25 protein-coding genes are annotated in these 21280 nt (G+C 68.1%); 20 read left to right on the top strand and 5 right to left on the bottom strand.

Features of this window, described 5'->3' with window-relative positions; genetic code table 11:
- Positions 1-18 precede the first annotated feature (18 nt).
- From AC50X9_RS15545 to AC50X9_RS15525, 5 genes are all read left to right on the top strand, one after another.
- Positions 19-747 (top strand): MgtC/SapB family protein, encoded by a 729-nt coding sequence (locus tag AC50X9_RS15545; protein ID WP_494894752.1) that lies wholly within the window; start codon positions 19-21, stop codon positions 745-747.
- Complete coding sequence (locus AC50X9_RS15540; protein WP_494894750.1) at positions 734-1033, top strand: hypothetical protein; 300 nt, start codon at positions 734-736, stop codon at positions 1031-1033. The genes AC50X9_RS15545 and AC50X9_RS15540 overlap by 14 nt, the downstream gene beginning before the upstream one ends.
- Before the next feature lie 71 nt (positions 1034-1104).
- The gene (locus AC50X9_RS15535) at positions 1105-1242 is read left to right on the top strand and encodes a hypothetical protein (protein ID WP_494894747.1); all 138 of its coding nucleotides are present in this window, start codon (positions 1105-1107) and stop codon (positions 1240-1242) included.
- An 8-nt stretch (positions 1243-1250) separates the two neighbouring features.
- Complete coding sequence (locus AC50X9_RS15530) at positions 1251-1793, top strand: GNAT family N-acetyltransferase (RefSeq protein ID WP_494894741.1); 543 nt, start codon at positions 1251-1253, stop codon at positions 1791-1793.
- Between the two features lie 175 nt (positions 1794-1968).
- Entirely contained in the window at positions 1969-2373 is a 405-nt protein-coding gene (locus tag AC50X9_RS15525; protein ID WP_494894738.1) for a VOC family protein, read from the top strand.
- A 39-nt stretch (positions 2374-2412) separates the two neighbouring features.
- Here the strand turns inward: AC50X9_RS15525 and AC50X9_RS15520 are convergent, their stop codons facing one another.
- The gene (locus AC50X9_RS15520) at positions 2413-2901 is read right to left on the bottom strand and encodes a GNAT family N-acetyltransferase (protein WP_494894736.1); all 489 of its coding nucleotides are present in this window, start codon (positions 2899-2901) and stop codon (positions 2413-2415) included.
- A 58-nt stretch (positions 2902-2959) separates the two neighbouring features.
- Here AC50X9_RS15520 and AC50X9_RS15515 point away from each other — a divergent pair, with 58 nt between their 5' ends.
- From AC50X9_RS15515 to trxA, 3 genes are all read left to right on the top strand, one after another.
- Positions 2960-3700, top strand: a complete 741-nt coding sequence (locus AC50X9_RS15515; protein WP_494894734.1) for a Type 1 glutamine amidotransferase-like domain-containing protein — start codon at positions 2960-2962, stop codon at positions 3698-3700.
- A gap of 10 nt (positions 3701-3710) precedes the next feature.
- A complete protein-coding gene (locus AC50X9_RS15510) occupies positions 3711-4256 on the top strand; it encodes an acyl-CoA thioesterase (protein WP_494894732.1) in 546 nt (181 codons plus the stop codon).
- 155 nt (positions 4257-4411) lie between these two features.
- Positions 4412-4822, top strand: a complete 411-nt coding sequence (trxA, locus tag AC50X9_RS15505; RefSeq protein WP_494894730.1) for a thioredoxin — start codon at positions 4412-4414, stop codon at positions 4820-4822.
- A 117-nt stretch (positions 4823-4939) separates the two neighbouring features.
- Here trxA and AC50X9_RS15500 read toward each other — a convergent pair whose 3' ends face one another.
- Complete coding sequence (locus AC50X9_RS15500) at positions 4940-5218, bottom strand: putative quinol monooxygenase (protein ID WP_494894728.1); 279 nt, start codon at positions 5216-5218, stop codon at positions 4940-4942.
- 102 nt (positions 5219-5320) lie between these two features.
- Between AC50X9_RS15500 and AC50X9_RS15495 the strand changes: the two genes are divergently transcribed.
- Both AC50X9_RS15495 and AC50X9_RS15490 read left to right on the top strand, forming a co-directional pair.
- Positions 5321-6997, top strand: a complete 1677-nt coding sequence (locus AC50X9_RS15495; RefSeq protein WP_494894726.1) for an AMP-binding protein — start codon at positions 5321-5323, stop codon at positions 6995-6997.
- 96 nt (positions 6998-7093) lie between these two features.
- Positions 7094-8050, top strand: a complete 957-nt coding sequence (locus AC50X9_RS15490) for an endonuclease domain-containing protein (RefSeq protein ID WP_494894724.1) — start codon at positions 7094-7096, stop codon at positions 8048-8050.
- A 147-nt stretch (positions 8051-8197) separates the two neighbouring features.
- Here the strand turns inward: AC50X9_RS15490 and AC50X9_RS15485 are convergent, their stop codons facing one another.
- Positions 8198-9178: a DNA-3-methyladenine glycosylase family protein gene (locus tag AC50X9_RS15485; RefSeq protein ID WP_494894720.1), complete on the bottom strand. Its 981-nt coding sequence runs from the start codon at positions 9176-9178 to the stop codon at positions 8198-8200.
- Positions 9179-9356: 178 nt separating this feature from the next.
- On the opposite strand from AC50X9_RS15485, the gene AC50X9_RS15480 reads away from it, so the two are divergent.
- From AC50X9_RS15480 to AC50X9_RS15445, 8 genes are all read left to right on the top strand, one after another.
- Positions 9357-9743 carry a VOC family protein gene (locus AC50X9_RS15480; protein WP_494894715.1) on the top strand — a complete coding sequence of 129 codons (387 nt, stop codon included), beginning with the start codon at positions 9357-9359 and terminating at the stop codon, positions 9741-9743.
- Positions 9744-9800: 57 nt separating this feature from the next.
- The gene (locus AC50X9_RS15475; protein WP_494894713.1) at positions 9801-10232 is read left to right on the top strand and encodes a VOC family protein; all 432 of its coding nucleotides are present in this window, start codon (positions 9801-9803) and stop codon (positions 10230-10232) included.
- Between the two features lie 82 nt (positions 10233-10314).
- Entirely contained in the window at positions 10315-11700 is a 1386-nt protein-coding gene (locus tag AC50X9_RS15470; RefSeq protein ID WP_494894711.1) for a cystathionine beta-synthase, read from the top strand.
- A gap of 93 nt (positions 11701-11793) precedes the next feature.
- The gene (locus AC50X9_RS15465; protein WP_494894709.1) at positions 11794-12990 is read left to right on the top strand and encodes a cystathionine gamma-synthase; all 1197 of its coding nucleotides are present in this window, start codon (positions 11794-11796) and stop codon (positions 12988-12990) included.
- Positions 12991-12996: 6 nt separating this feature from the next.
- A complete protein-coding gene (locus AC50X9_RS15460) occupies positions 12997-14265 on the top strand; it encodes a glycosyltransferase 87 family protein (RefSeq protein ID WP_494894707.1) in 1269 nt (422 codons plus the stop codon).
- 62 nt (positions 14266-14327) lie between these two features.
- Entirely contained in the window at positions 14328-14855 is a 528-nt protein-coding gene (locus AC50X9_RS15455; protein WP_494894705.1) for a winged helix-turn-helix transcriptional regulator, read from the top strand.
- Positions 14852-16231 (top strand): MFS transporter, encoded by a 1380-nt coding sequence (locus AC50X9_RS15450; RefSeq protein ID WP_494894703.1) that lies wholly within the window; start codon positions 14852-14854, stop codon positions 16229-16231. The genes AC50X9_RS15455 and AC50X9_RS15450 overlap by 4 nt, the downstream gene beginning before the upstream one ends.
- Before the next feature lie 69 nt (positions 16232-16300).
- Positions 16301-17680, top strand: coding sequence for a glycosyltransferase 87 family protein (locus tag AC50X9_RS15445; RefSeq protein ID WP_494894701.1), 1380 nt, complete (start codon positions 16301-16303; stop codon positions 17678-17680).
- 58 nt (positions 17681-17738) lie between these two features.
- On the opposite strand, the gene AC50X9_RS15440 is transcribed toward AC50X9_RS15445, so the two are convergent.
- Entirely contained in the window at positions 17739-18926 is a 1188-nt protein-coding gene (locus AC50X9_RS15440) for an acyl-CoA dehydrogenase family protein (protein ID WP_494894699.1), read from the bottom strand.
- Between the two features lie 171 nt (positions 18927-19097).
- Between AC50X9_RS15440 and AC50X9_RS15435 the strand changes: the two genes are divergently transcribed.
- Positions 19098-19748 carry an MOSC domain-containing protein gene (locus AC50X9_RS15435; RefSeq protein WP_494894697.1) on the top strand — a complete coding sequence of 217 codons (651 nt, stop codon included), beginning with the start codon at positions 19098-19100 and terminating at the stop codon, positions 19746-19748.
- Positions 19749-19822: 74 nt separating this feature from the next.
- Here AC50X9_RS15435 and AC50X9_RS15430 read toward each other — a convergent pair whose 3' ends face one another.
- The gene (locus AC50X9_RS15430) at positions 19823-20152 is read right to left on the bottom strand and encodes a hypothetical protein (protein ID WP_494894695.1); all 330 of its coding nucleotides are present in this window, start codon (positions 20150-20152) and stop codon (positions 19823-19825) included.
- A 183-nt stretch (positions 20153-20335) separates the two neighbouring features.
- On the opposite strand from AC50X9_RS15430, the gene AC50X9_RS15425 reads away from it, so the two are divergent.
- Positions 20336-20944 carry a hypothetical protein gene (locus AC50X9_RS15425; RefSeq protein WP_494894693.1) on the top strand — a complete coding sequence of 203 codons (609 nt, stop codon included), beginning with the start codon at positions 20336-20338 and terminating at the stop codon, positions 20942-20944.
- Positions 20945-21280: the final 336 nt, after the last annotated feature.

Here is a 21280-nt window from a genome sequence, read left to right as displayed (position 1 = left end):
CCCAGGAAGGTGGGCGGCATGTTCGCGTTCTTCACCGACACCAGCCTGGCGGAGGCCGGGCTCTTGCTCGCGACGTTCGTGCTGTGTTCGCTGATCGGCATCGAGCGGCAGGTCCGGCAGAAGAGTGCGGGATACCGGACCCACGTGCTGGTGGGCCTCGGCTCGTGCGCGTTCACCCTGGTGTCCGCGTACGGGTTCGCCTTCGTCATGGAGCCCGGAACCGCCGTCGACCCTTCGCGGATCGCGGCCCAGATCGTCAGCGGAATCGGCTTCCTGGGTGCCGGTGTCATCTTCAAGGGCCGGGACGTGGTCCGCGGCCTCACGACGGCCGCCACCATCTGGGTGGCCGCGGCGGTGGGCATGGCGTGCGGGGCGGGCATGGTCTCCCTGGCCGTGGTGCTGACAATATTCCACCTGATCACGCTGTTCGTTGTTGCGCCGGCGGTCCGCAGAATCCCGTCCGTGGACCGGAACCGGGTGATGCACATCGAGTACGCCGACGGCCAGGGAGTGCTGCGGCAGGTCCTCGAAATCGCCACCACCATGGGCTTCAGCTCCTCGATCCTGCGCACCCGGAGGACCGGGGACGAGCAGAAGCCGATGGTCTCGATGGAGGTCCGCTTCTTCGGCCGGCATCCGCTGCGCAACCTCGTCCTGCCGCTGATGGACCTGCACGGCGTCGCGAGCGTGATCGTGCGGGGCACCGATTCGAGCGAGGATGACGACGACGACGATGACGAAGCCTGAGCTGCTGCCGGTCAGCGATCCGCGCGTGGATGCGTTCATCGAAGCGCTGCCCGCGTGGCAGCAATCGATATGCCGTGAGGTCCGCGCGCTGGTCCACGCCGCTGACCCTGAAGTGCGGGAGACCATCAAGCGCGTCATCACCTCCGGGCATGGGAACAAGACCGCCCGCACGGTGGCCGTGCGGCAGGGCGAGCCGATCAATGCCACGGCACTGCTCGGATTGTTCCGGCAGATTATCGCCAACAGCCGGGCCGGTGGCTGGCGCAAGCTCAAACAGGGGAGCTGACCGCGGAGGAGCCGGGTCCCCGGTTGCCCCGTCCGCCGGGCGGGGGTTGACGGCGGTGCAAGGATGAGGTCATGTCCTTTTTTATCGACCTCCCGGCCCCACCGGAGGGCCCGCGCCAGCCCACAGTCGTGCCGCCGCGGTGGGCGGGTCCGCCGTCGGACGAACTACCCGCGGTGCGGGTCCAGCCGTACGGGCAGACCCCGGACTGAGCCCCCGGATGACCGCCAATAGCGCGCCGCTGGCCGGCAGCGTCCGGATCCGGATCCTGAGAGCCTCCGACGTCGACGCCATGTGCGCGGCCTACCTGCGAAACCGCGAGCACCTGGCGCCCTGGGAGCCGGTGCGGGCCGAGGAGTTCTTCACGCCCGACGGCCAAATGATGAGCGTCCAGTCCAAGCTCGCCCTGTTCATCGCCGGATCCGATGTCCCGTGGGTCCTGACGGACGGCGAGGCGATTGTGGGGCTGATGACCCTCAGCGGCATCGTCCGGGGGCCGTTCCTCAGCGCCCACCTCGGCTACTGGGTGGACAAGGATTACAACGGGCAGGGGATCGGCTCCGCGGCCGTCGCCTTCGCCGTCGCAGCGGCGCGGGACGACCTGGGACTGCACCGGCTGCAGGCCGCCACGCTCCTTCACAACGCCGCGTCGCAAAAGATCCTCAAACGCGCCGGCTTCTCGGAGATCGGCGTGGCCCCGGCCTACCTCAACATCGCCGGCGGCTGGCAGGACCACCTGCTCTTCCAGCGGATCCTGTATTGAGCCGCGGCCGCCACTGAGTGGACGCCCTTGAGTGGACGCCCTTGAGTGGACGCCCTTGAGTGGACGCCCTTGAGTGGCGGCTGCAGAGCGGCGGCTGCAGAGCGGCGGCTGCAGAGCGGCGGCTGTTGAGCGGCGGGCGCCGGCCCGTGGCCCTCAGCCGTGCGAGACTCTCTGGGTGACTGACGAATCCTTCGGCTCCCTGCACCATGTCGAGCTATGGGTGCCGCACCTTGGCCGTGCCAGGGACGAATGGGGCTGGCTCCTGACCCGTCTCGGCTACCAAAATTTCCAGGACTGGCCGGACGGATGCAGCTGGCGCCGCGGGCCAACCTATATCGTCGTCGAGCAATCCCCGGCCCTGAGCAGCCGCACGCACGAGCGCACCGCGCCGGGCCTCAATCACCTGGCCTTCAGCGCCGGAAACAGGCGACAGGTCGATGCCCTGGCGGCAGACGCCGTCGGGCATGGTTGGCGTGAACTGTTCCCGCAGGCGTACCCGCACGCCGGCGGACCGGACCACTTCGCCGCCTACCTGGTGAATTCGGACGGCTTCGAAGTGGAACTGGTCGCCGCCGACTGACCCGGGCGCCTGCGGCCCCAGCGCGGCTCCCGCAAGAGCTCACCGGACCATTCGCAGAATCCGGACCGGGGTGCCGACCAGTTCATGCGTTGCTGTGGTCCCGTCGGGGACGAATCCGTTCCGCAAGTAGAAGGCGAAGGCGCGGGGATTGTCGTCCGCAATCCAGAGGTATGCCCCGCCGTCGCCCACGGCTGCATCCAGCAGCAGTTGGCCTGCCCCCGAGCCGTAGGTGCTGGCGAGCACGTAGATGCCCTCCAGCTCCCGGGGGCGGGGTCCGTCATCATCGCGTCCGGCCCCCGCGCTGGCCCAGCCGATGAGCTCCGTCCCGGCGCAGGCCACCCAGACATCCGAGCCGGAGGTGGTGATGATGTCGCGCCATTTAGCCTCGCGGGGTCCTTGCTGCAGGCCCGCGAGGGCGGCGGGCGGCAGCAGGTGGGCGTAGCTTTCCCGCCAGGCCTGGAGGTGCACCCGCGCGATGGCGGCGGCGTCGTCCAGCACCGCTGTCCTGACGGCCAAGTCTGTTGTCATCCGGCAAGGGTAGTACGGAGTGTGCACCTGTGTGCGGTGATCCGGGTACGTTGAAGCCATGAGCATCTTTCTGGTCGGCGGCGGCCCCGACACCGTGACGGCTCCCGTGATCCTCGACGAGTTCATGGCGGAGGTCCGGGAGCGGGCCGGCGGCAGCAGGCCGCCGCGGATCGCGGTGGTACTGGTTGACCACGAAGGAAGCGCCGACTATTTCCTGCCCGCGTACCTGGATCCCCTGCAGCACCGCACGCTGTGTGAGGTGATCCCGGTCCTGCTGCGCCCCGGCCCGCCCGTGGATCCCGGCGTGTTCGACGGCGCCGACGCGATTGTCGTCGGTGGGGGACCGACGCCCGTCTACCTGGCGGGACTGCGGGGGGCTGCAGCCGCCATCCGCCGGGCGGTTGCAGCGGGTGCCCCCTATCTGGGGTTCTCCGCGGATGCCATGATTGCGCCGGAGCGGGCGATTGCCGGCGGCTACCGGATCCGCGGCGCCGAGGTGTGCCCGGAAGAGTCGTCCGAGGGGCTCGCGGAGGTGGAGCTCCGTGACGGGCTGGGGCTGGTGTCCTTCGCCGTCGATGTCCATGCCGCGCAGGCTGGCACGCTGGGCCGTGCCGTCGCCGCCGTCGTGCACGGCATGGTCGACAGGGCCGTGGCAGTCGATGAGAACACGGCGCTGGTGCTGCCGCACGGGGACCCGCGGGAGCAGCGGGCGATCGGGACCGGCAACTGCTGGCTGGTCCGCGGTCCCGGACCTAAAGCCGCCGTCTCAATTCTTGGCAGCATTGTTACCCGTGGGTAACATTGTGCCCATGCATCTGCTCCTGCGCACCCTTGTCCTGCTGTTTACGTCCTCCCGCCGTTCCCGGCTGAGCATTTGGGACACCGCGTCACTGCCGTTGAAGGTCCTGCCGACCGATATAGACATAGCGATGCATGTCAACAACGGCATGTATTTCTCCCTGATGGACCTCGGCCGGTTCGACCTGATGGCTCGCAGCGGAACCTGGCAGGCCATGCGCCGCCGGGGATGGAGCCCGGTGGCAGCGGGGGAGACCATCGCGTTCCGCCGTTCGCTGCAGCTGTGGCAGCGGTACACGATCGAAACGAAGATCATTGGCCTCGACGAGAAGGCCATCTACTTCGAGCAGCGCATGGTGGCGGACGGGGAAATCTACGCCCGCGCCTTCATCGCCACCCGCCTGGTCAGCAAGGGCAAGCCGGTGAGCCAGGCGGACATCCTTCGTGAGTTCGGTGCGCCGCCGGCGGATCTGGAACTGCCCGAGTGGATCCACGAATGGCGCGAAACCAACGCCCTGCCCGGGGCCCGGCGCCCGGCGCCGCACGTCTGGGCCTGACGCTCAAGGGGATGGAGTCCTGCGCGCCGGCTGCGCGCCGGCCGCCCCTGGACCGCCCAACGGCGGCCCGTCGGAGGCGCCCGAGAGCCGTCACATGGCTGTGCCAACAGCGAAATGCAGGGGACAAGCCGGGGCCGCTCGCGTACCGTTGACCCATGGCTACCGTAGACATTACAGGTGAACAGTTCGCATCTACCGTCGAGGACAACGACATTGTCCTCGTCGATTTCTGGGCCGAGTGGTGCGGCCCGTGCAAGCAGTTCGGACCCACATACGCCGCAGTCTCCGAGAAGCACCAGGACGTTGTCTTCTCCAAGGTGGACACCGAGGCCGAGCAGCAGCTCGCCGCCGAGGCCGGCATCACGTCCATCCCGACGCTGATGGCGTTCCGCGAAAAGGTGCTCGTGTTCTCGCAGCCGGGCGCGCTGAATGCCCAGCAGCTGGAACAGGTTGTTGACGCCGTCAAGGCCCTCGATATGGAGGAAGTCCACGCCCACGTGGCCCGGTCCCAGGCCGAGGCCGCCGCTGCCGGCACGCAGGACGGCAGCCAGATCCCGGAGGCCTAACCGCCCGGCAGCAACCCGTCACACCCCAACGCGGGGTCACTGCGCGCCCATGTTTCATTGATTTATGGGCGCGCAGTGACCCCGCGTTGTCTTTGGTTGTCTTTGCCCTCGGCGCGGCTAGAGCTTCACGATCTTGACCGGCTCGGCCAGCAGGGCGCTCAGGGATTCATTGAGGTCCTGGACTGCCGTGCCCTTCGAGTGCTTGTCCAGGTCCTCCTGCGAGGCCCACTGTTCGGTCAGGACCAGCCGGTCCTCGCTGGCCTCGGTGAGCTCGTACCGGATACAGCCGGGTTCGGCGACGACGTCGTCAATCGCGATCTCCAGCGCGAGCTTCACGCGGAAGAACTCGCCGTCGTTGGGAATGAAGATGGCCTGGAGGTCGATGGGTGCACTCATGGTTTTCACCCTACCGGGCCGCGGCTTCCTGTCCCCAAAGATTTTGTAGGACATCCAAGCTTTAGTCTTCTATTGCCGGCCGAGTGTTGGTAGCGTCACACCATGCTTTCATACACAGCCGGGGACACTGACGTCCCGCTGCTCGAGGAAACGATCGGCGATAATTTCGAAAGGATCGTGGCAAGGTTCCCCTTCCACGACGCACTGATCGAGGCCGCGGCCGTGCCGGGCGAAGAGGCCCGGCGCTGGAGCTACTCCAAGCTGAACGACGACGTCGACCGCCTGGCACGCGCGCTTCTCGCCCTGGGTGTGGCCACGGGGGACCGGATCGGCATCTGGAGCCCGAACTGCGCCGAGTGGACCATCCTGCAGTATGCGACGGCCAAGGCCGGGGCAATCCTGGTCAACGTTAACCCCGCGTACCGCAGCCACGAACTGGAGTTCGTGGTCAAGCAGAACGGCATGCGGATGCTGGTCTCCGCGCCGTCGGACGCCAACAGCGACTACACCGGCATGGCCCGGCAGGCGCTGGCCGAATGCCCGGAGCTGCGCGAGCTTGTGTTCCTCCCCGACGCCGGCCTGCCCGCCCTTACGGCCGGTGTACCGGAAACAGCGGCGGAGCGGACCTTCGCGGAACTGCTCAAGCGGGCCGACGACGTCCCGCACGCCGAGCTGAAGGCACGGATGGCCGGGCTGGACCCGCACGACGCGATCAACCTGCAGTACACCTCCGGCACCACCGGCTTTCCGAAGGGGGCCACGCTCTCGCACTACAACATCCTGAATAACGGCCACTCGATCGGCGAACTGCTCGAGTACACCGAGCACGACCGGGTGGTGCTGCCGGTGCCCTTTTATCATTGCTTCGGCATGGTGATCGGGAACGTGGCCTCGCTCAGCCACGGCTGCGCCACCATCATTCCGGGTCGCGGGTTCACCCCCGCCGCGGCCCTGGAGGCCGTGCAGGACTTTGGCGGGACGTCGCTGTACGGCGTGCCCACGATGTTCATCGCCGAACTCGCGCTGCCGGATTTCGCCTCCTACGACCTGTCCACCCTCCGCACCGGCGTAATGGCAGGCTCGCTGTGCCCCATTGAGGTGATGAACCGGGTCGTCTCGGAGATGAACATGTCCGATGTGGCGATCTGTTACGGCATGACGGAGACCTCGCCGGTCTCCACCATGACCCGCAGCGTGGACACCATGGCCCAGCGCACGGAGAGCGTGGGGCGGACCATGCCGCATCTGGAAAGCCAGGTGGTGGACCCGATAACCGGGGCGGTGCTGCAGCGCGGCGAAATCGGCGAGCTGTGCACCCGCGGGTACTCCGTGATGAAGGGTTACTGGAACCAGCCGGACAAGACCGCAGAGGCGATTGACGCCGACGGGTGGATGCACACCGGCGACCTGGCCCGGATGGATGAGGACGGGTACATCGTGATCGAGGGCCGGATCAAGGACATGGTGATCCGCGGCGGCGAGAACGTCTATCCCCGTGAAATCGAGGAGTTCCTGTACTCCCACCCGGACATCCAGGACGTGCAGGTGATCGGCATTCCGGATGCCAAGTACGGCGAGGAACTGATGGCCTGCGTCATCCTCAAGCCCGGCGCCGCCCCGCTGGACGCCGCCGGCCTAGCCGCGTTCTGCCACGGGAAGCTGGCGCACTACAAGATCCCGCGCTACGTGGACGTTCGCGAAAGCTTTCCGATGACCGTCTCCGGCAAGATCCGCAAAGTGGACATGCGGCAGGAAGCTGTGTCCCGGCTCGGCCTCTAACCCCAACGCGGGGTCACTTCGCGCCCATAAATGTGGCCCGGATGGGCGATATCCGACCCCGCGTTGCGGCAGGGTGCGCGGGCCTGTGGATAACCTATGCGCCGGTCCCGCGTCGAGGCCACAATGGAGCGCATGGTCCGCATTTCGCCGCTCCCCGGCAGCCTCGCCCAGACTCCGTTCACGGTCTATGAGTCCCGCGCTCTAGGGGTTTCGGCCAAACGCCTGCGGGCGCGTGACCTGTCCGACGGCGGCCGCCTCATCTACCTGCCCGCCGGCCGGCAGTTGGAGATCGTCGAACGTGCCCGCGTCCTGGCCGCCGCCACGCCCGGTGCCTGGGTCTCGCACGAAACAGCCGCCGTCCTGACCCTGCTGGGACTGCCCCCGTGGCTGGGCGGCTGCGCCACCATCCACCTCAGCAAACCGCATGAGCTTCCCCGGGTCCGCCGGGCCGGTGTGACGGGCCACCGGGTGCGGTCCAACGCCGGCGAGCTGACCGACGTCGACGGCATCCCCGTGACGGCGCCGCCCCGGACCTGGCTGGATCTGGCCGCGGCCCTGCCGCTTAACTACCTCATCGCCCTGGGCGACCAGATCATCCGCCGACCCCGGCCCGGCCTCGAGCAACGGTCCGAGCCGTATGCCTACAAGGACGGGCTGCGGCTGCTCATCCGCCAGCATCCCAACATGAAAGGTGTCGAGAAGGCCAGGCTCGCCCTCGACGAGATGCGGGTGGGAGCCGATTCCTTCCCGGAGACCTTCCTGCGGCTGGCCCTGCTGGACGCGCGGATGCCCGAGCCGGAGCTGCAGGTGAGACTCGATCCGGACGACCCGCGCTCGCCGGCCGCAGACCTGGGCTACCGGAGGTTCCGGATCGCCATCCAGTACGACGGCGCACCCCACCTCACGCGCGAACAGCAGTCCCGGGACAACCGGCGGGACGAAGCGTTCCGCCACGCTGGCTGGGCGTACTTCAAAGTCAACGCCGAAGATCTGGCCGAAAATTTCGAGGGCGTCATCGGCCGGATCAAAAGGGCCCGGCTCCCGCGCGGCTGACCCCACCCACCAACACCTCCCAGAGCAACGCGGGGTCACATCGTGCCGATAAAGTCGCCCGGGATGGGCCGGAAGTGACCCCGCGTTGGTGGTGGTGGGAGGGGCCCGGGGGAGGCACCGGGGGCGGCCCGGGGCTGCGGGGAGGTGCTAGTGGCCGCGGTGGTCCTGGATGGTCATCCGCGGACCGAAGGTTGGTTTGCGGAAGCCGCTGAGGCCGATCATCCGGACCACCCGCTGACGGTGCCCGGTCCACGGCGCGAGCAGCCGGAGCATCCCGGCATCGTCGGTCCGGCGGCCGGTCAGCGCCGCGCCCACATAGGCCGCGAGGTGGTAGTCGCCCACGGCAATCGAGTCCGGGCAGCCGTGCGTGCGCTGCACGACCTCCGCGGCGGTCCACGCGCCGATGCCGGGGATCGTCTGCAGTTTCGCGGATGCCTCCGCGGCCGGGAGTGCGGCGAGCCGTTCCAGCGCGACGGCGGAACGCAGCGCGCGCATGACGGTCGCCGAACGCTGGGGACCCACACCGGCCCGATGCCATTCCCAGGACGGGATCTGCAGCCACTGCTCGGCAGTGGGCTGGACCATCAGGTTCGCCGGCGCGACCGTACCGGCGCCCGGCGCGGGCGTTCCAAACCGGTACACCAGGTAGCGGTAGCCGCGCCGGGCCTCGATCACGGTCACCTTCTGCTCCAGGATCGTCGGAACGAGGGAATCGATCAGCCGGCCGGTGGCGGGCAGCCGCACGGCGAGGTTCCGGCGTCGGGCCTCAATGACCATCCGGGGGAGCGTGGCGTGGAACGCGGGCTCGTCAAAACCGGACCAGTCGTCGTCGCGGCCCAGCATCCGGGGCACGGAACCGGCGGCCGCGGCAGCTCCCGGCCCCCAGGCCTGGACCTCGACGGCGGGGTCGGCCAGCGGACCGCTCGCAGTCAGGCGGAGCGTGGCCGGCCCGGAAGTTGTCGTGAAGGCCATCCACAGGCCGTCCGGCGCGGTGCGGATGGACGGATCGCCGTGCCCGCGCAGGAGCGTGCCGAGGGTCCGGGACAGGTCGAAAGGCCCGCCCGGGTGCCACCGCAGTGAGGCGTCCGCCGCGGCAGCCAGGCCGGCGGGGACATCTGCAATGGTCATCCGACAATGATTCCACGAACGGCTGGCAGCGGCCGTACCGCGGGTCCGCGCAGCGCGGGCCGTTGGACCCTTAACGTCCGGTGCCGCCGGGGTTAGACTCCGGCTGTGGCGTGGTCGCCCGCGCCTGCCCTGAGGCCGCCATTCCTATGGCCCGAACCCCTATGACCAGGAGAAGGTAATGGCTGGTGGAGTAGTACATTTCGAGATTCCCGCGGACGACGAGAACCGCGCGCGGGAGTTCTACAGTTCGGCGTTCGGCTGGGGCTTTGAGGTCATGCCGGAGATGGGGTACAGCCTGGCGATGACAACCCCGATGGACGATCAGGGCCGGCCCGCGGTGCCCGGCTCCATCAACGGCGGCCTGTTCAAACGGGAAGGGGAACTGTCGTCGTCGGTGGTCACCGTGGACGTGGACGACATCGACGCCGCGCTGGAGAAGATCACGGCGCTGGGCGGGTCGACGTTCCGGGAAAAGATGGAGGTTCCGGGGATGGGCTGGAACGCGTACTTCAAGGACTCCGAAGGCAACATTGTGGGCCTGTGGCAGAACGCCGCCCGGGGCTAAAATCCCATTGTGGCGTGGACCGCCCGCGCCCTGGCTGCAGACGAAAAGGTGACTCACATGACTGGACGCGTTGTGCACTTCGAGATCCCCGCCGATGACGAGGAACGGGCGCGGGAATTCTACAAATCGGCTTTCGGCTGGGCCATTTCCACCATGCCGGACATTGGTTACAGCATGGTGATGACCACGCCCGCCGACGAATCCGGCATGCCGGCGGAGCCGGGCTCGATCAACGGCGGAATGTTCGCCAGGGAAGGCGAGCTGAAGACCCCGATCATCACGGTGGATGTGGAGGACATCGACGCGGCACTGGAGAAGATCGGAACCCTCGGCGGCAGCACCGTCCAGGCCAAGCAGGCGGTGATGGACATGGGCTTCGCGGCCTACTTCCGTGACCCGGAGGGCAACATCCTGGGTCTCTGGCAGAACGCGGCCCCGGCGGGGGAGTCGGCCGGCACCGCTGAAGGAACGAACGACATCGGCGCCTAGACAGCCGTGGCGGGGGCCCCGTCCGGCGCCACGGCACGCCCCGGGGCCGCCACTGCCGGGCGGAGACGGTAACTTTGTACCTATGAAGTACGCCCAGTCCGTTCTGGACCTCATCGGCAATACGCCGCTCGTCAAGCTGCACCACGTTACCAACGGCATCGGGGCCACGGTCCTGGTGAAGCTGGAATACCTGAACCCCGGCGGTTCCATCAAGGACCGCATCGCGGTGAAGATGATCGAGGAGGCCGAGCGCACCGGCAAACTCCTGCCCGGCGGCACCATCGTGGAACCCACCTCCGGCAACACCGGCGTCGGCCTGGCCCTTGTGGCCCAGCAGAAGGGTTACCGCTGCATCTTCGTGGTGCCGGACAAGGTCGGCGAGGACAAACGCGCCGTGCTCCAGGCCTACGGCGCCGAGGTCGTGGTGACCCCCACCGCCGTCCCGCCCGACAGCCCGCAGAGCTACTACGGCGTCTCGGACCGGCTCGTCACCGAGATCCCCGGCGCCTACAAGCCCGACCAGTTCTCCAACCCAGCCGCCCCGGCCAGCCACTACGAAACCACCGGCCCGGAAATCTGGCGTGACACCGACGGCCGGATCACGCACTGCGTGATCGGCGCCGGCACCGGCGGCACCATCACCGGCACCGGCCGGTACCTCAAGGAGGTCTCCGCCGGTCGTGCGGAGTCCGACGGCGGCATGGTCAAGATCATCGGCGCCGACCCGGCAGGATCGGTGTACTCCGGCGGCACCGGCCGGCCGTACTTCGTCGAGGGCGTCGGCGAGGACATGTGGCCGGCCAACTACGACAAGGCCGTCCCGGATGACGTCATCGCGGTCAGCGACGCCGACTCCTTCGAGATGACCCGCCGGCTCGCCCGCGAGGAAGGCCTGCTCGTGGGAGGATCCTCCGGCATGGCCGTTGTCGCGGCCCTGCAGGTCGCCAAGGACCTGCCGGAGGACGCCGTCGTCGTCGTGATCCTGCCGGACTCCGGCCGCGGCTACCTGGCCAAGATCTTCAACGACCAGTGGATGCGCTCGTACGGCTTCCTGGCCAGCGGCGACGAAGCCTCCGTGGGCGAGATCCTCAAGGCCAAGACCGGGGAACTGCCGGACCTCGTCCACATCCACCCCAACGAGAGCGTCCGCGACGTCATCAACATCATGAACGAGTACGGCGTCTCGCACATCCCGGTGCTGTCCCAGGAGCCGCCCGTGGTGATGGGCGAGGTCCTCGGCGCCGTGGACGAACGCACCCTGACCGCGAAGCTGTTCCGCGGCGAGGCCAAGCTCTCGGACAAGATCTCCGAACACATGGGGGCCCGGCTGCCGGTGATCGGTTCGCTCGAATCGATCTCGACGGCCCGCGAGCTGCTCTCGGACGCGGACACCCTGATGGTGACGTTCGTCGGCGCCCCGGTGGGGATCCTCACCCGCCACGACCTGCTCGCCTACCTGAGCAACTGACCCCAAGCGACCACAGCAACTGACCTCAGCAACCGACCCGGAAACCGGTCCCCCTCCCCGGAGGGGCCCGGCCGCCGGCCGAAAGGAACGCACATGTCTTTGCCAGAAAGCTCCTCCGCGCCAAAAGCCGGCTTCAACACCCGCGCCGTGCATGCCGGCCAAGCCTTCGAACCGCGCACCGGCGCCGTCGTGCCGCCCGTGCACTTCTCCACCACCTATGCCCAGGAAGCGATCGGCGTGCTGCGCGCCGGCTACGAATACGGCCGCGGCACCAACCCCACCCGTGACTCCCTGCAGGAACAGCTCGCCGCGCTGGAGGGCGGGACCGCCGCGTTCTCCTTCAGCTCCGGCCTGGCCGCGGAGGACGCCCTGATCCGGGCCCTCACCCGCCCGGGTGACCACATCGTGCTCGGCAACGACGCCTACGGCGGCACCTACCGGCTGATCAGCCGGGTGCTGGGGGAGTGGGGCATCGGCAACACCCCGGTGGACATGTCCAATCTCGACGCCGTCGCCACCGCGGTGGCCGCCAACAGGACCCGCCTCGTCTGGGTGGAGACGCCGTCGAACCCGATGATGAAGATCACCGACATCGAGGCCCTCGCCAAGGTTGCGCACGACGCCGGCGCGCTCCTCGTGGTGGACAACACCTTCGCCTCGCCGTACCTGCAGACACCGCTGGCCCTCGGCGCCGACATCGTGGTGCACTCCACCACCAAGTACATCGGCGGGCACTCCGACGTCGTCGGCGGCGCCGTCGTCGTCAACGACGCGGAGCTGGCCGAAAAGATCGGCTTCGTCCAGTTCGCCGTCGGTGCCGTCTCTGGCCCGATGGACGCCTTCCTCACCACCCGCGGGCTCAAGACCCTCGGCGTCCGGATGGACCGGCACAGCGACAACGCCCAGGCCGTGGCCGAGTGGCTGCTGCAGCGCCCCGAGGTCGAGGCCGTGCTCTACCCTGGACTGCCCTCGCACCCCGGGCACGAGCTCGCCAAAAAGCAGATGAAGAAGTTCGGCGGGATGATCTCCGTGCAGTTCAAGGGCGGCGAGGCGGCGGCACGCAAGGTGGCCGAATCGACCTCCGTGTTCACCCTCGCCGAGTCCCTGGGCGGCATCGAATCGCTGATGAACTACCCCTCGGAAATGACACACGCCTCGGTCAAGGGCACCGAACTCGCCGTTCCGGTCAACCTGATCCGGCTCTCCTGCGGCATCGAGGACGTTGAGGACCTGATCGCCGACCTGGAGCAGGCCTTCTCCCAGATCGCAGCCGGCGGGTCAGGCAGCTAGGCACCCGTGACAACCACCACCAGGGCCACGCCCTCCACCACACGCGGGTGGTTCGCGACGGCGGCCGGCGCGCTCGCCGTCGCCGGCGCCCTGGTGGTGCTGTACTGGGCCTACGATCCGCTCCTGAACGACTTCGAGGTCTACTACTACGGCGGCAACCGGGTGCTGCAGACCGGAGAGACCGGCGTCAACGAGCTTTACGCGGCGCGGGACGGTTTGCCGTTCACCTATCCGCCGTTTGCGGCGCTGCTGTTCGCCGCGATGGCGACCCTGGGCCTGGCCGGCGGCGGGTTTGTGTTCATCAGCACCGCGCTGCTGGGCGCCGCAGTGGTGTCCGCCTGGCTCGCGCGGCACTATTTCCGCCTCGGCGGCTGGCGGAATGCCTTCGCCGACTGGCGGTTCCGGGCCGTGTCACTGGCCGGCACCGCGGCGATCCTGCTGCTCGGTCCCTGGCGGGACACCTTCGACTTCGGCCAGATCAACATCATCCTGATGGGCCTGATCCTGGCCGACTTCGCGCTCTACGGCAAAGCCCGGGCCGGGGAGATCCGCTGGCCCGCGGGACTGCTGATCGGCATCGCGGCCGGCATCAAGCTGACCCCGCTCGCCTTCGGGCTGTATTTCCTGGTCCGGCGCGACTTCAAGGCCCTCGGCTGGATGGCGGCGGGCTTCTTCGGCTCGATCGTGCTGGCCTGGGCCATGCTGCCCGCCGCCTCGCTCTCCTTCTGGACCAGGATCCTGCCCGACACCGGACGGATCGGCGGGCCTGCCTACGTGGACAACCTCTCGGTCAAGGGCCTGCTGCTGCACCTGGGCCTGCCGGATTCCGGCCTGACCAGCATCGTGTGGCTGGTGCTCTCCCTTTCCCTGGCCGCGCTGGCTGCGGTCGTGATCCGGTGGGCGGTGGACGCGGACGAGAACTTCGTCGCCGTCTCCGCCACCGCCGTGCTGATGCTGCTGATCAGCCCGGTGTCCTGGTCCCACCACTGGGTGTGGATGGCCGTGGCACTGCCCTGCATGGGCTTCGCGATCCACCGGGTGCCGTCCCGGAACGGACGGATGCGCCTCGCCGGCTGGATTATCGTCGCGTTCTCGGCCCTGGCCTTCTACCTGACGCCCAAGTACCTGGCGGTGATGGCCGGGGCGGCCGAGTGGGGCAAGGACCCGCAGACCCAGTGGCAGCTCACCGTGGCCAGCCTCGGCGTGCTCTGCGGCATCGCGATGCTGGTCTACTGGGCCCTGGCCTACCGGCCCTCCCGCGCCGCGCTCCGCTGACATTTTCCCGCACTTTCCGCGGCGCTCTGGCTTTCTTGAAGATAGTCAGCTAGGTTGTCGGCATGGCACTCCGATCAGACTGGTCCCAGCGGACCTGCAGCATGGCCCGCGGCCTGGACATCCTCGGCGACCCGTGGGGCATGCTCGTCCTCCGGGAGGTCTTCTTCGGCAACGGCCGCTTCGACGCCATCAAGTCCCGGCTCGGGGCAGCGGATTCCGTCCTCACCAGGCGTCTGGCGGCGCTCGTCGACGACGGGCTGCTGACCCGGCAGCCGTACGACGACGGCGGCCGCACCCGCCAGGAATACGTCCTCACCGCGAAGGGGGAGGACACCCTGCCGGTGCTGAACGCCGTCGTGCTGTGGGCCGAAAAACATCTGCCGGCACCGTCCGAACGGGCCCACATGTTTGTAATCCACACCGGCTGCGGTGAACCCACCACCTCCGCGGACAGCTGCACCGTCTGCGGGGAACGGCTCACGGCCCACAACACCAGCTGGCACAGCCTGAGCCGGACCCCGGACCCCGTTCCCCTCGCCGCCGCCCCGGCTACCTTCCCAGCCAGCACCACGAACGGAACCGCAGCATGAGCGCCCCGGAAAACACCCTGCTGCCCGCTGCCAAGCGGAGGATCCACCCGGCCTGGATCGTCGCCGCCGTCGCGTTCCTGGCGCTCGTCGGCGCCGCCGGGTTCCGGGCCGCGCCGGGGGTGCTGATGGTGCCGCTGCAAAGCGAATTCGGCTGGTCCACCACTGTGCTCTCGGCCGCCGTCAGCATCAACCTGGTGCTTTTTGGCCTGACCTCACCGTTCGCCGCGGCGCTGATGGAACGCTTCGGCATCCGGGCGGTCACCGCGGTGGCACTTGTGCTGATCGGGGCCGGCAGTGCCCTGACTGTGCTGGTGAACCAGTCCTGGCAGATTCTGCTGACCTGGGGGCTGCTGATCGGCCTCGGCACCGGGTCGATGGCACTGGTTTTCGCCGCGACCATCGCCAACACCTGGTTCGAGAAGAGCCGCGGGCTGGTGATTGGCATCCTCACCGCCGGCAGCGCCGCCGGGCAGCTGGTCTTCCTGCCGTTCATGGCCGCGCTGGCGCAGGATCCGGGCTGGCGGCAGGCCTCGCTGCTGATCGCCGCCGGCGCCCTCGCCGTGGTGCCGCTGGTTCTGAAGTTCCTGAAGAACTCCCCGGCCGAAGCCGGCGTGCTGCCCTACGGTGCCGAGCCCGCGCCGGCGGCGGAGCCCGCAACGGAGAAGGACCTGGCGCCGGGTGCGGAGCCGCGCGGACCCGGGCCGGAGTCCAGACCGGTCGCCGCAACGGGAGGCGGACCCCACCGCAACGCCGCCGTTCGGGCGCTCCAGGTGCTTAAACGGGCCAGCCGGGTGCGGACGTTCTGGGCGCTCGTGGCCGGGTTCGCGATCTGCGGCGCCACCACAAACGGCCTGATCGGCACCCACTTCATCCCCTCCGCCCACGACCACGGTATGGCCACGACCACCGCGGCGGGCCTGCTGGCCGTCGTCGGGATCTTCGACATCATCGGCACAATCGCCTCCGGCTGGCTGACGGACCGGTTCAACCCGCGGATCCTGCTCGCCGTTTACTACCAGTTCCGGGGCATCGGCCTGCTGGTACTGCCGCTGCTGCTCAGCGCCACCGTCCAACCCAGCATGATCGTGTTCGTGGTGATCTACGGGCTGGACTGGGTCGCCACTGTGCCGCCGACCGCCGCCATCTGCCGAGAGGTCTTCGGCGCGGACGCCAGCGTGGTGTTCGGCTGGGTGTTCGCGGCCCATCAGCTTGGCGCGGCCGCCGCGGCGCTGGCAGCCGGCGCCATCCGGGACGCCACCGGGCAGTACACCTACGCCTGGTTCGGCGCGGCCGCCATGTGCACCATTGCGGCGGTGATCAGCGCGACCATCCGAAAGGACGCCGGCAAGAAGGACCCGGTCCCGGTTCCGGCGTAGCGGCTCGGTAGGATGTCAGCAGGGATCCTGCCCGCGGCCGGCCCTCGACGACACCAATTTGGGGGATCCATGTCACTGCTTGATGCCGAAAACAGGCACGCCACCGTTCAGGACGCTGCGACGGAAGCGCAGCCCGGACCGGTCCGGCTGCTCGAGCGGTCGACGGTCCGGCAGCTGCTGCGGCTTTCCACGGTCCTGGCTCTGGCCGTCGTGGTTTACCTGGTGTGGCGCTGGCTGGGTGTCTGGGGCAAACAGGGTCTTGACTTCAGCGTGTACTGGCACGGCGGCAAGATCCTCAACGCGGCCGGTCCGGCGGCGTCAGACCTCTACGGGCCAACCGTGGCCTGGGCCGGCGGACCCGGATTGCCGTTCACCTACCCCCCGTTTGCCGCGCTGCTCTTCAGCCTCCTGGCCCGGCTCCCGGAAAAGCTCGCCCTCAACCTCTTCAACACCGCGGGGGCCGTTGTGGCGGTCTGGGTTGCCGTCCGCGCAGTCCGCTACTGGAACGCACGGATGGACTGGCGCAGCACCTACCGTTCCCCGGGCAACCGCCTGGCGGCTGCGGTTCTGGTCCTGGCCGTGCTGAACCTGGGCCCGTGGCGCGAGACCCTGGCTTTTGGCCAGATCAACATCCTGCTGATGGGCCTGATGGCCGCCGACCTGCTGGCCCGCAACCCGCGCTGGACCCGGGGATTTCCCGGCAGCGGATTCGTCGTCGGCGTCGCGACCGGCATCAAGCTCACCCCGCTGGTCTTCGGCCTCTACTTCCTGATGCGCAAGGACTGGCGCGGGCTGCTGAACATGGGCGTCGGTTTCGCGTCCACGGTGCTGATCGGGTTCCTCCTGCGGCCCGCAGAATCCCTGCAGTTCTGGCTGGAAATCCTGCCGGACACCTCCCGGATCGGCGGCGCCGGCTACGTCGACAACCTGTCCATCAAAGGCGCCCTCCTGCACTTCGGCGTCCCCGAAGCGACCGTCACCGTTCCCTGGCTGGGACTGAGCCTGCTCGTCGTCGTGCTGGCCGCAGGAATCATTAGAACCGCCAGCGACCAGGGGGCCCGCGTGGTCGCCATCTCGACGACGGCTCTCACCATGCTGCTGATCAGCCCGGTCTCCTGGTCCCACCACTGGGTCTGGGTCGCGGCTGTCCTTCCGGCCTTCGCCTGGACGCTGCGTGAGACCCCGCACCGCTACCGCGGGATGCGGTGGCTGATGGGCGGAGTCCTGGGCGTTTCCGTGCTGGTGTTCCTGTTCTCACCCAAGACCATCGGCACCGCCCTCGGCGCCGAGAACCTGGACATCCAGACGCCGGGACTCTGGATCATGGCGTCCAGCGCCGGGGTTTTCTGCGCCGTGGCGATCATGGTGTGCTGGCTTCTGGTCCTGCGGCGCGGCTCCCTGACGACGGCGCTCGACCTTCGCAGGGACGATACAGCGATATCTCGCTGAGGCGGCGCTTCGCGGCTGCGATCACGCCAGACACTGTCCCCGCAGTACCGGCCCGGGGCTAGCGGAAGGCGGCCAGACCGGTGATGTGCTGGCCCAGGATCAGGGTATGGACCTCATCGGTGCCCTCGTAGGTGCGCACCGACTCAAGGTTGGCGGCGTGCCGCAGCGGCGAGTAGTCCAGCGTGATCCCGTTCCCGCCCAGGATGGTCCGCGCCTCGCGAGCGATGGTGATCGCCTCGCGCACGTTGTTGAGCTTGCCCAGCGAGATCTGCTCCGGCCGCAGCCTCCCGGCGTCCTTGAGCCGGCCCAGCTGCAGTGCCAGCAGGGTGCCCTTCTGGATCTCCAACAGCATGTTCACCAGCTTCTCCTGGGTCAGCTGGTAGCCGGCGAGCGGCTTGCCGAACTGCAGCCGCTCCTGGGAATACTTCAAGGCCGCCTCGTACGAGTCCCGGGCCGCGCCCATCGCACCCCACGCGATCCCGTAGCGCGCCTCGTTGAGGCAGCTGAACGGGCCGCGCAGGCCGCGGGCTGCCGGGAGCAGCGCCTCCGGACCCAGCCGGACGCCGTCGAACGTCACATCACACTGGATCGAGGCGCGCATGGACAGCTTCTGCCCGATCGGCGTCGCGGTGAGCCCCGGGGTGCCGGCGGGGACCAGGAAGCCGTGGACCCCGTCGTCGGTCATCGCCCAGACCACCAGCACATCCGCCACCGAGGCGAGCCCGATCCAGCGCTTGGCGCCGTCCAGGATCCAGCCGGCGTCCTCGCCGGTGCCGTCCCGGCGGGCGAACGTCTTCATCGAGCCCGGGTCCGAGCCGGCGGTGGGCTCGGTCAGCGCGAAGCTGCCGATCAGCTCGCCGGCGGCCATCCGGGGGAGCCATTCCTGTTTCTGCTCTTCGGAGCCCCACTTGTGGATGGCCGTCATGGCCAGCGAGCCCTGCACGGAGACAAAGGTGCGGATGCCGGAATCGCCGGCTTCAAGTTCCAGCGCCGCCAGGCCATATTCGACGGCGGAGCGTCCCGGGCAGCCGTAGCCCTCCAGATGCATGCCGAGGACCCCAAGTTCGCCCAGTTCCGGGGCCAGCTCGAGCGGGAAGACGCCGTCCTCATACCAGCCGGCGATGCCCGGGCGGATGCGCTGGTCGGTGAAATCGCGGATCCGTTCCCGGCCGGCCAGCTCCTCGGCGCTCAGCAGGGAATCGATCGCCAGGACATCGGACACATCTGTTGATTCAACACGGCTCATTTGAGCATCCTACGGTCACCTGCGGGCGGGGACTCTGCGTTCCTTCCCGGTTACTTCCTGCCACCCGCCCTTAGCGGTGGCCGACACGCCGGTGGGCCCGGCGTGTCCGGTGCCCGGAGTAAAAGCAACCGGGCTGGAGCGTCGGCCGGGGCCCGGGCCTACACTGGTGCCATGGACACCGCTTCTGTTCTCGCCGTCTGCCGCGTACACCAGCTGCTGAGCGACCCCGGAAGTGTCGGCGTGACGGCGATCGACAAGCGGCCCGTGGCCGGACCGGTCAGGGTGCACAGACTCGGACTGCACGGCGATATCCAGGCCAGCCGCGTCCACCACGGCGGCGAGGACCAGGCGCTCTACGCCTACTCCCAGGACGACGCCGACTACTGGGCCGCGGAGCTCGGCCGCGAACTGCCGCCGGGGATCTTCGGGGAGAACCTGCGCGTCGCCGGCCTCAGCGCCACCGACGCCGTGATCGGCGAACGCTGGAAGATCGGACTGGACGTCGAAGTCGAGGTGACCTCGCCGCGCACTCCCTGCGCCGCCTTCCAGCGCCGGATGAAGGAGCCGCACTGGGTCAAACGGTTCGGCGACACGGGGCGTGTAGGTGCCTACCTGCGCGTGGTGCGCGTCGGCAGCATCCAGGCGGGGGACCACATCCACCGGATCTTCCTGCCGACCCATGGCGTCACCGTTGGCAAATGGTTCAGCGATCCCACGCTGGCGGACATGGAGGCCTTGCGGGACGCGGATGCCGACGGTGAGATCCGGCTCCAGCCGGAGTACCGCCTGGAGTTCGAGAAGCTGCAGCGCAGCGCGCTGTAGGAATAGCGCACGCTCAGCGGGAAGCTGCAGCTCAGCACGCTGCAGGCGCGGCTCACGGTCGCGGCGGGCGGGGCTCAGTCGCAGCCTCCTCCGCCGCCGTCCCCGCCCGATGCAACGAAAGTTGCCCGCCGGTTGCGGCCAAGGAGCCAGATGATCGCGAGGAAAAGGACGAACGACAGCCCCATGCCAACGAGTATCGCGGCTGTGGCCCCCGAGCCTGACTCATCGGCGTTGAAGGCATTGTTCAGCTTCCTGCCGACGACTAAGCCGACGGGGACAGCGAAGATCAGCCTGCGGAGCAGCGCCCAGCGGAGCTTTGAGACGGGAACAGGAAGCTTCTTGAACCGGCGACTGCGTGTGCCCTGCCGCTGCGCGGCGAAATTATCGACCTTGCCATGATCCACACCCTACGGACCGGGCTGGCGACGCGCCTTCGCTTCCGCGACGCCCCTTCGTTTCCGCGACGCTCCTTCCCGTCCACGACGCGCATAAAAGAAAGCGACAGGGGTATATCCGGTGCGCCAGCTTTTTAGCGCGTCATGGGCAAATCAGCGCAGCACGCGGGGCATGGCTGCTATTTTTCCCCCATGACAACTACGGAAACCGCCTCCTTCGACGACGGCGGCGGCAAGGCCGGAGCGCTGATCCGCCACGTTTCCGAAGGCCTGGTTCAGACAACGCTGGTATTCAAGGTTGCAGAAGGCCCGATCATCCACCTGTTCCAAGAGACGCGCTTCCCCACCGATGTGATGAAGTGGAGTGCCTATACGTGGGTCGACCATCTGGAGAGGTCCGTTGTGGAGGTCCGTTCGGAGGCTTTGCCCCCGTGGCCGGATCTCACGGAGAATCCGATCCCGAGCTACGCCGCCCACCTGGTGCTAAAAGACTGCCTGGCAGCGGCTGCCCGACGCAGGGAGTTCAGCCAGTTCAACGAAAGTGATCCCTCGGCGATAAGCGCCGCTGCCTTCGTACGGCATGGACCGGAGAATGTGGAGACGCCTTGGGGACCCAAGGAGGCTGTAAAGGTTGTCTTGGAGATCGACGGACGCGGGGGAAACACGTTCTGGTGCGTTGACGGATCCGTGCTGAAGTCTGACTGGCAAGGAGCCACCTCCTGCACCACCAGGGACGTGGATTTCGTCATGGAGGGTTTGGACGCCGACGTTCAAACCATCCTTAATGCGGCACTTCCCTAAGGGCGCCCCGGTCGGATCGTTGGTTGCCTCCGACGCCCCGCCGTGCAGCGGAACAGCGACCCGTGTGCGCAAGCTCACCGCCGTCGTGGGCCCCCGGGTTACCCATGCGCGAATCCATGCCCTACAATTGAACTATCCCCCACTCCGGAAATCCCTTATTTCCTGCCCAATTCTTGAGGCAAGACTGGTAAGTGTTGGGGCCCGCGCAATTGAGATGCGGGCATTTTCATAGGGAGAGCCGGCTAAAGAAAACGCTGTACAGACTGCTGGGATAGCAGCCAAGAGTTGCAGCGGGAAGTCCTGCCACGGGATTGCGAAAGCGCCGGGCTTCTATGT

Source organism: Pseudarthrobacter sp. HLT1-3 (assembly GCF_059383535.1).
Note: the sequence above shows the minus strand (reverse complement) of the source record. Positions and strands in the feature narration are given on the sequence as shown.

Bases quoted from the DNA above. Each gene is read 5' to 3' on its own strand.
- AC50X9_RS15425 (WP_494894693.1), top strand. From the start codon at position 20,336: ATGACAACTACGGAAACCGCCTCCTTCGACGACGGCGGCGGCAAGGCC.
- AC50X9_RS15480 (WP_494894715.1), top strand. From the start codon at position 9,357: ATGGCTGGTGGAGTAGTACATTTCGAGATTCCCGCGGACGACGAGAAC.
- AC50X9_RS15510 (WP_494894732.1), top strand. From the start codon at position 3,711: ATGCATCTGCTCCTGCGCACCCTTGTCCTGCTGTTTACGTCCTCCCGC.
- AC50X9_RS15500 (WP_494894728.1), bottom strand. From the start codon at position 5,218: ATGAGTGCACCCATCGACCTCCAGGCCATCTTCATTCCCAACGACGGC.
- AC50X9_RS15540 (WP_494894750.1), top strand. From the start codon at position 734: ATGACGAAGCCTGAGCTGCTGCCGGTCAGCGATCCGCGCGTGGATGCG.
- AC50X9_RS15470 (WP_494894711.1), top strand. From the start codon at position 10,315: ATGAAGTACGCCCAGTCCGTTCTGGACCTCATCGGCAATACGCCGCTC.
- AC50X9_RS15485 (WP_494894720.1), bottom strand. From the start codon at position 9,178: ATGACCATTGCAGATGTCCCCGCCGGCCTGGCTGCCGCGGCGGACGCC.
- trxA (WP_494894730.1), top strand. From the start codon at position 4,412: ATGGCTACCGTAGACATTACAGGTGAACAGTTCGCATCTACCGTCGAG.
- AC50X9_RS15445 (WP_494894701.1), top strand. From the start codon at position 16,301: ATGTCACTGCTTGATGCCGAAAACAGGCACGCCACCGTTCAGGACGCT.
- AC50X9_RS15520 (WP_494894736.1), bottom strand. From the start codon at position 2,901: ATGACAACAGACTTGGCCGTCAGGACAGCGGTGCTGGACGACGCCGCC.
- AC50X9_RS15515 (WP_494894734.1), top strand. From the start codon at position 2,960: ATGAGCATCTTTCTGGTCGGCGGCGGCCCCGACACCGTGACGGCTCCC.
- AC50X9_RS15475 (WP_494894713.1), top strand. From the start codon at position 9,801: ATGACTGGACGCGTTGTGCACTTCGAGATCCCCGCCGATGACGAGGAA.
- AC50X9_RS15545 (WP_494894752.1), top strand. From the start codon at position 19: ATGTTCGCGTTCTTCACCGACACCAGCCTGGCGGAGGCCGGGCTCTTG.
- AC50X9_RS15495 (WP_494894726.1), top strand. From the start codon at position 5,321: ATGCTTTCATACACAGCCGGGGACACTGACGTCCCGCTGCTCGAGGAA.
- AC50X9_RS15455 (WP_494894705.1), top strand. From the start codon at position 14,328: ATGGCACTCCGATCAGACTGGTCCCAGCGGACCTGCAGCATGGCCCGC.
- AC50X9_RS15450 (WP_494894703.1), top strand. From the start codon at position 14,852: ATGAGCGCCCCGGAAAACACCCTGCTGCCCGCTGCCAAGCGGAGGATC.
- AC50X9_RS15530 (WP_494894741.1), top strand. From the start codon at position 1,251: ATGACCGCCAATAGCGCGCCGCTGGCCGGCAGCGTCCGGATCCGGATC.
- AC50X9_RS15490 (WP_494894724.1), top strand. From the start codon at position 7,094: ATGCGCCGGTCCCGCGTCGAGGCCACAATGGAGCGCATGGTCCGCATT.
- AC50X9_RS15435 (WP_494894697.1), top strand. From the start codon at position 19,098: ATGGACACCGCTTCTGTTCTCGCCGTCTGCCGCGTACACCAGCTGCTG.
- AC50X9_RS15465 (WP_494894709.1), top strand. From the start codon at position 11,794: ATGTCTTTGCCAGAAAGCTCCTCCGCGCCAAAAGCCGGCTTCAACACC.
- AC50X9_RS15535 (WP_494894747.1), top strand. From the start codon at position 1,105: ATGTCCTTTTTTATCGACCTCCCGGCCCCACCGGAGGGCCCGCGCCAG.
- AC50X9_RS15440 (WP_494894699.1), bottom strand. From the start codon at position 18,926: ATGAGCCGTGTTGAATCAACAGATGTGTCCGATGTCCTGGCGATCGAT.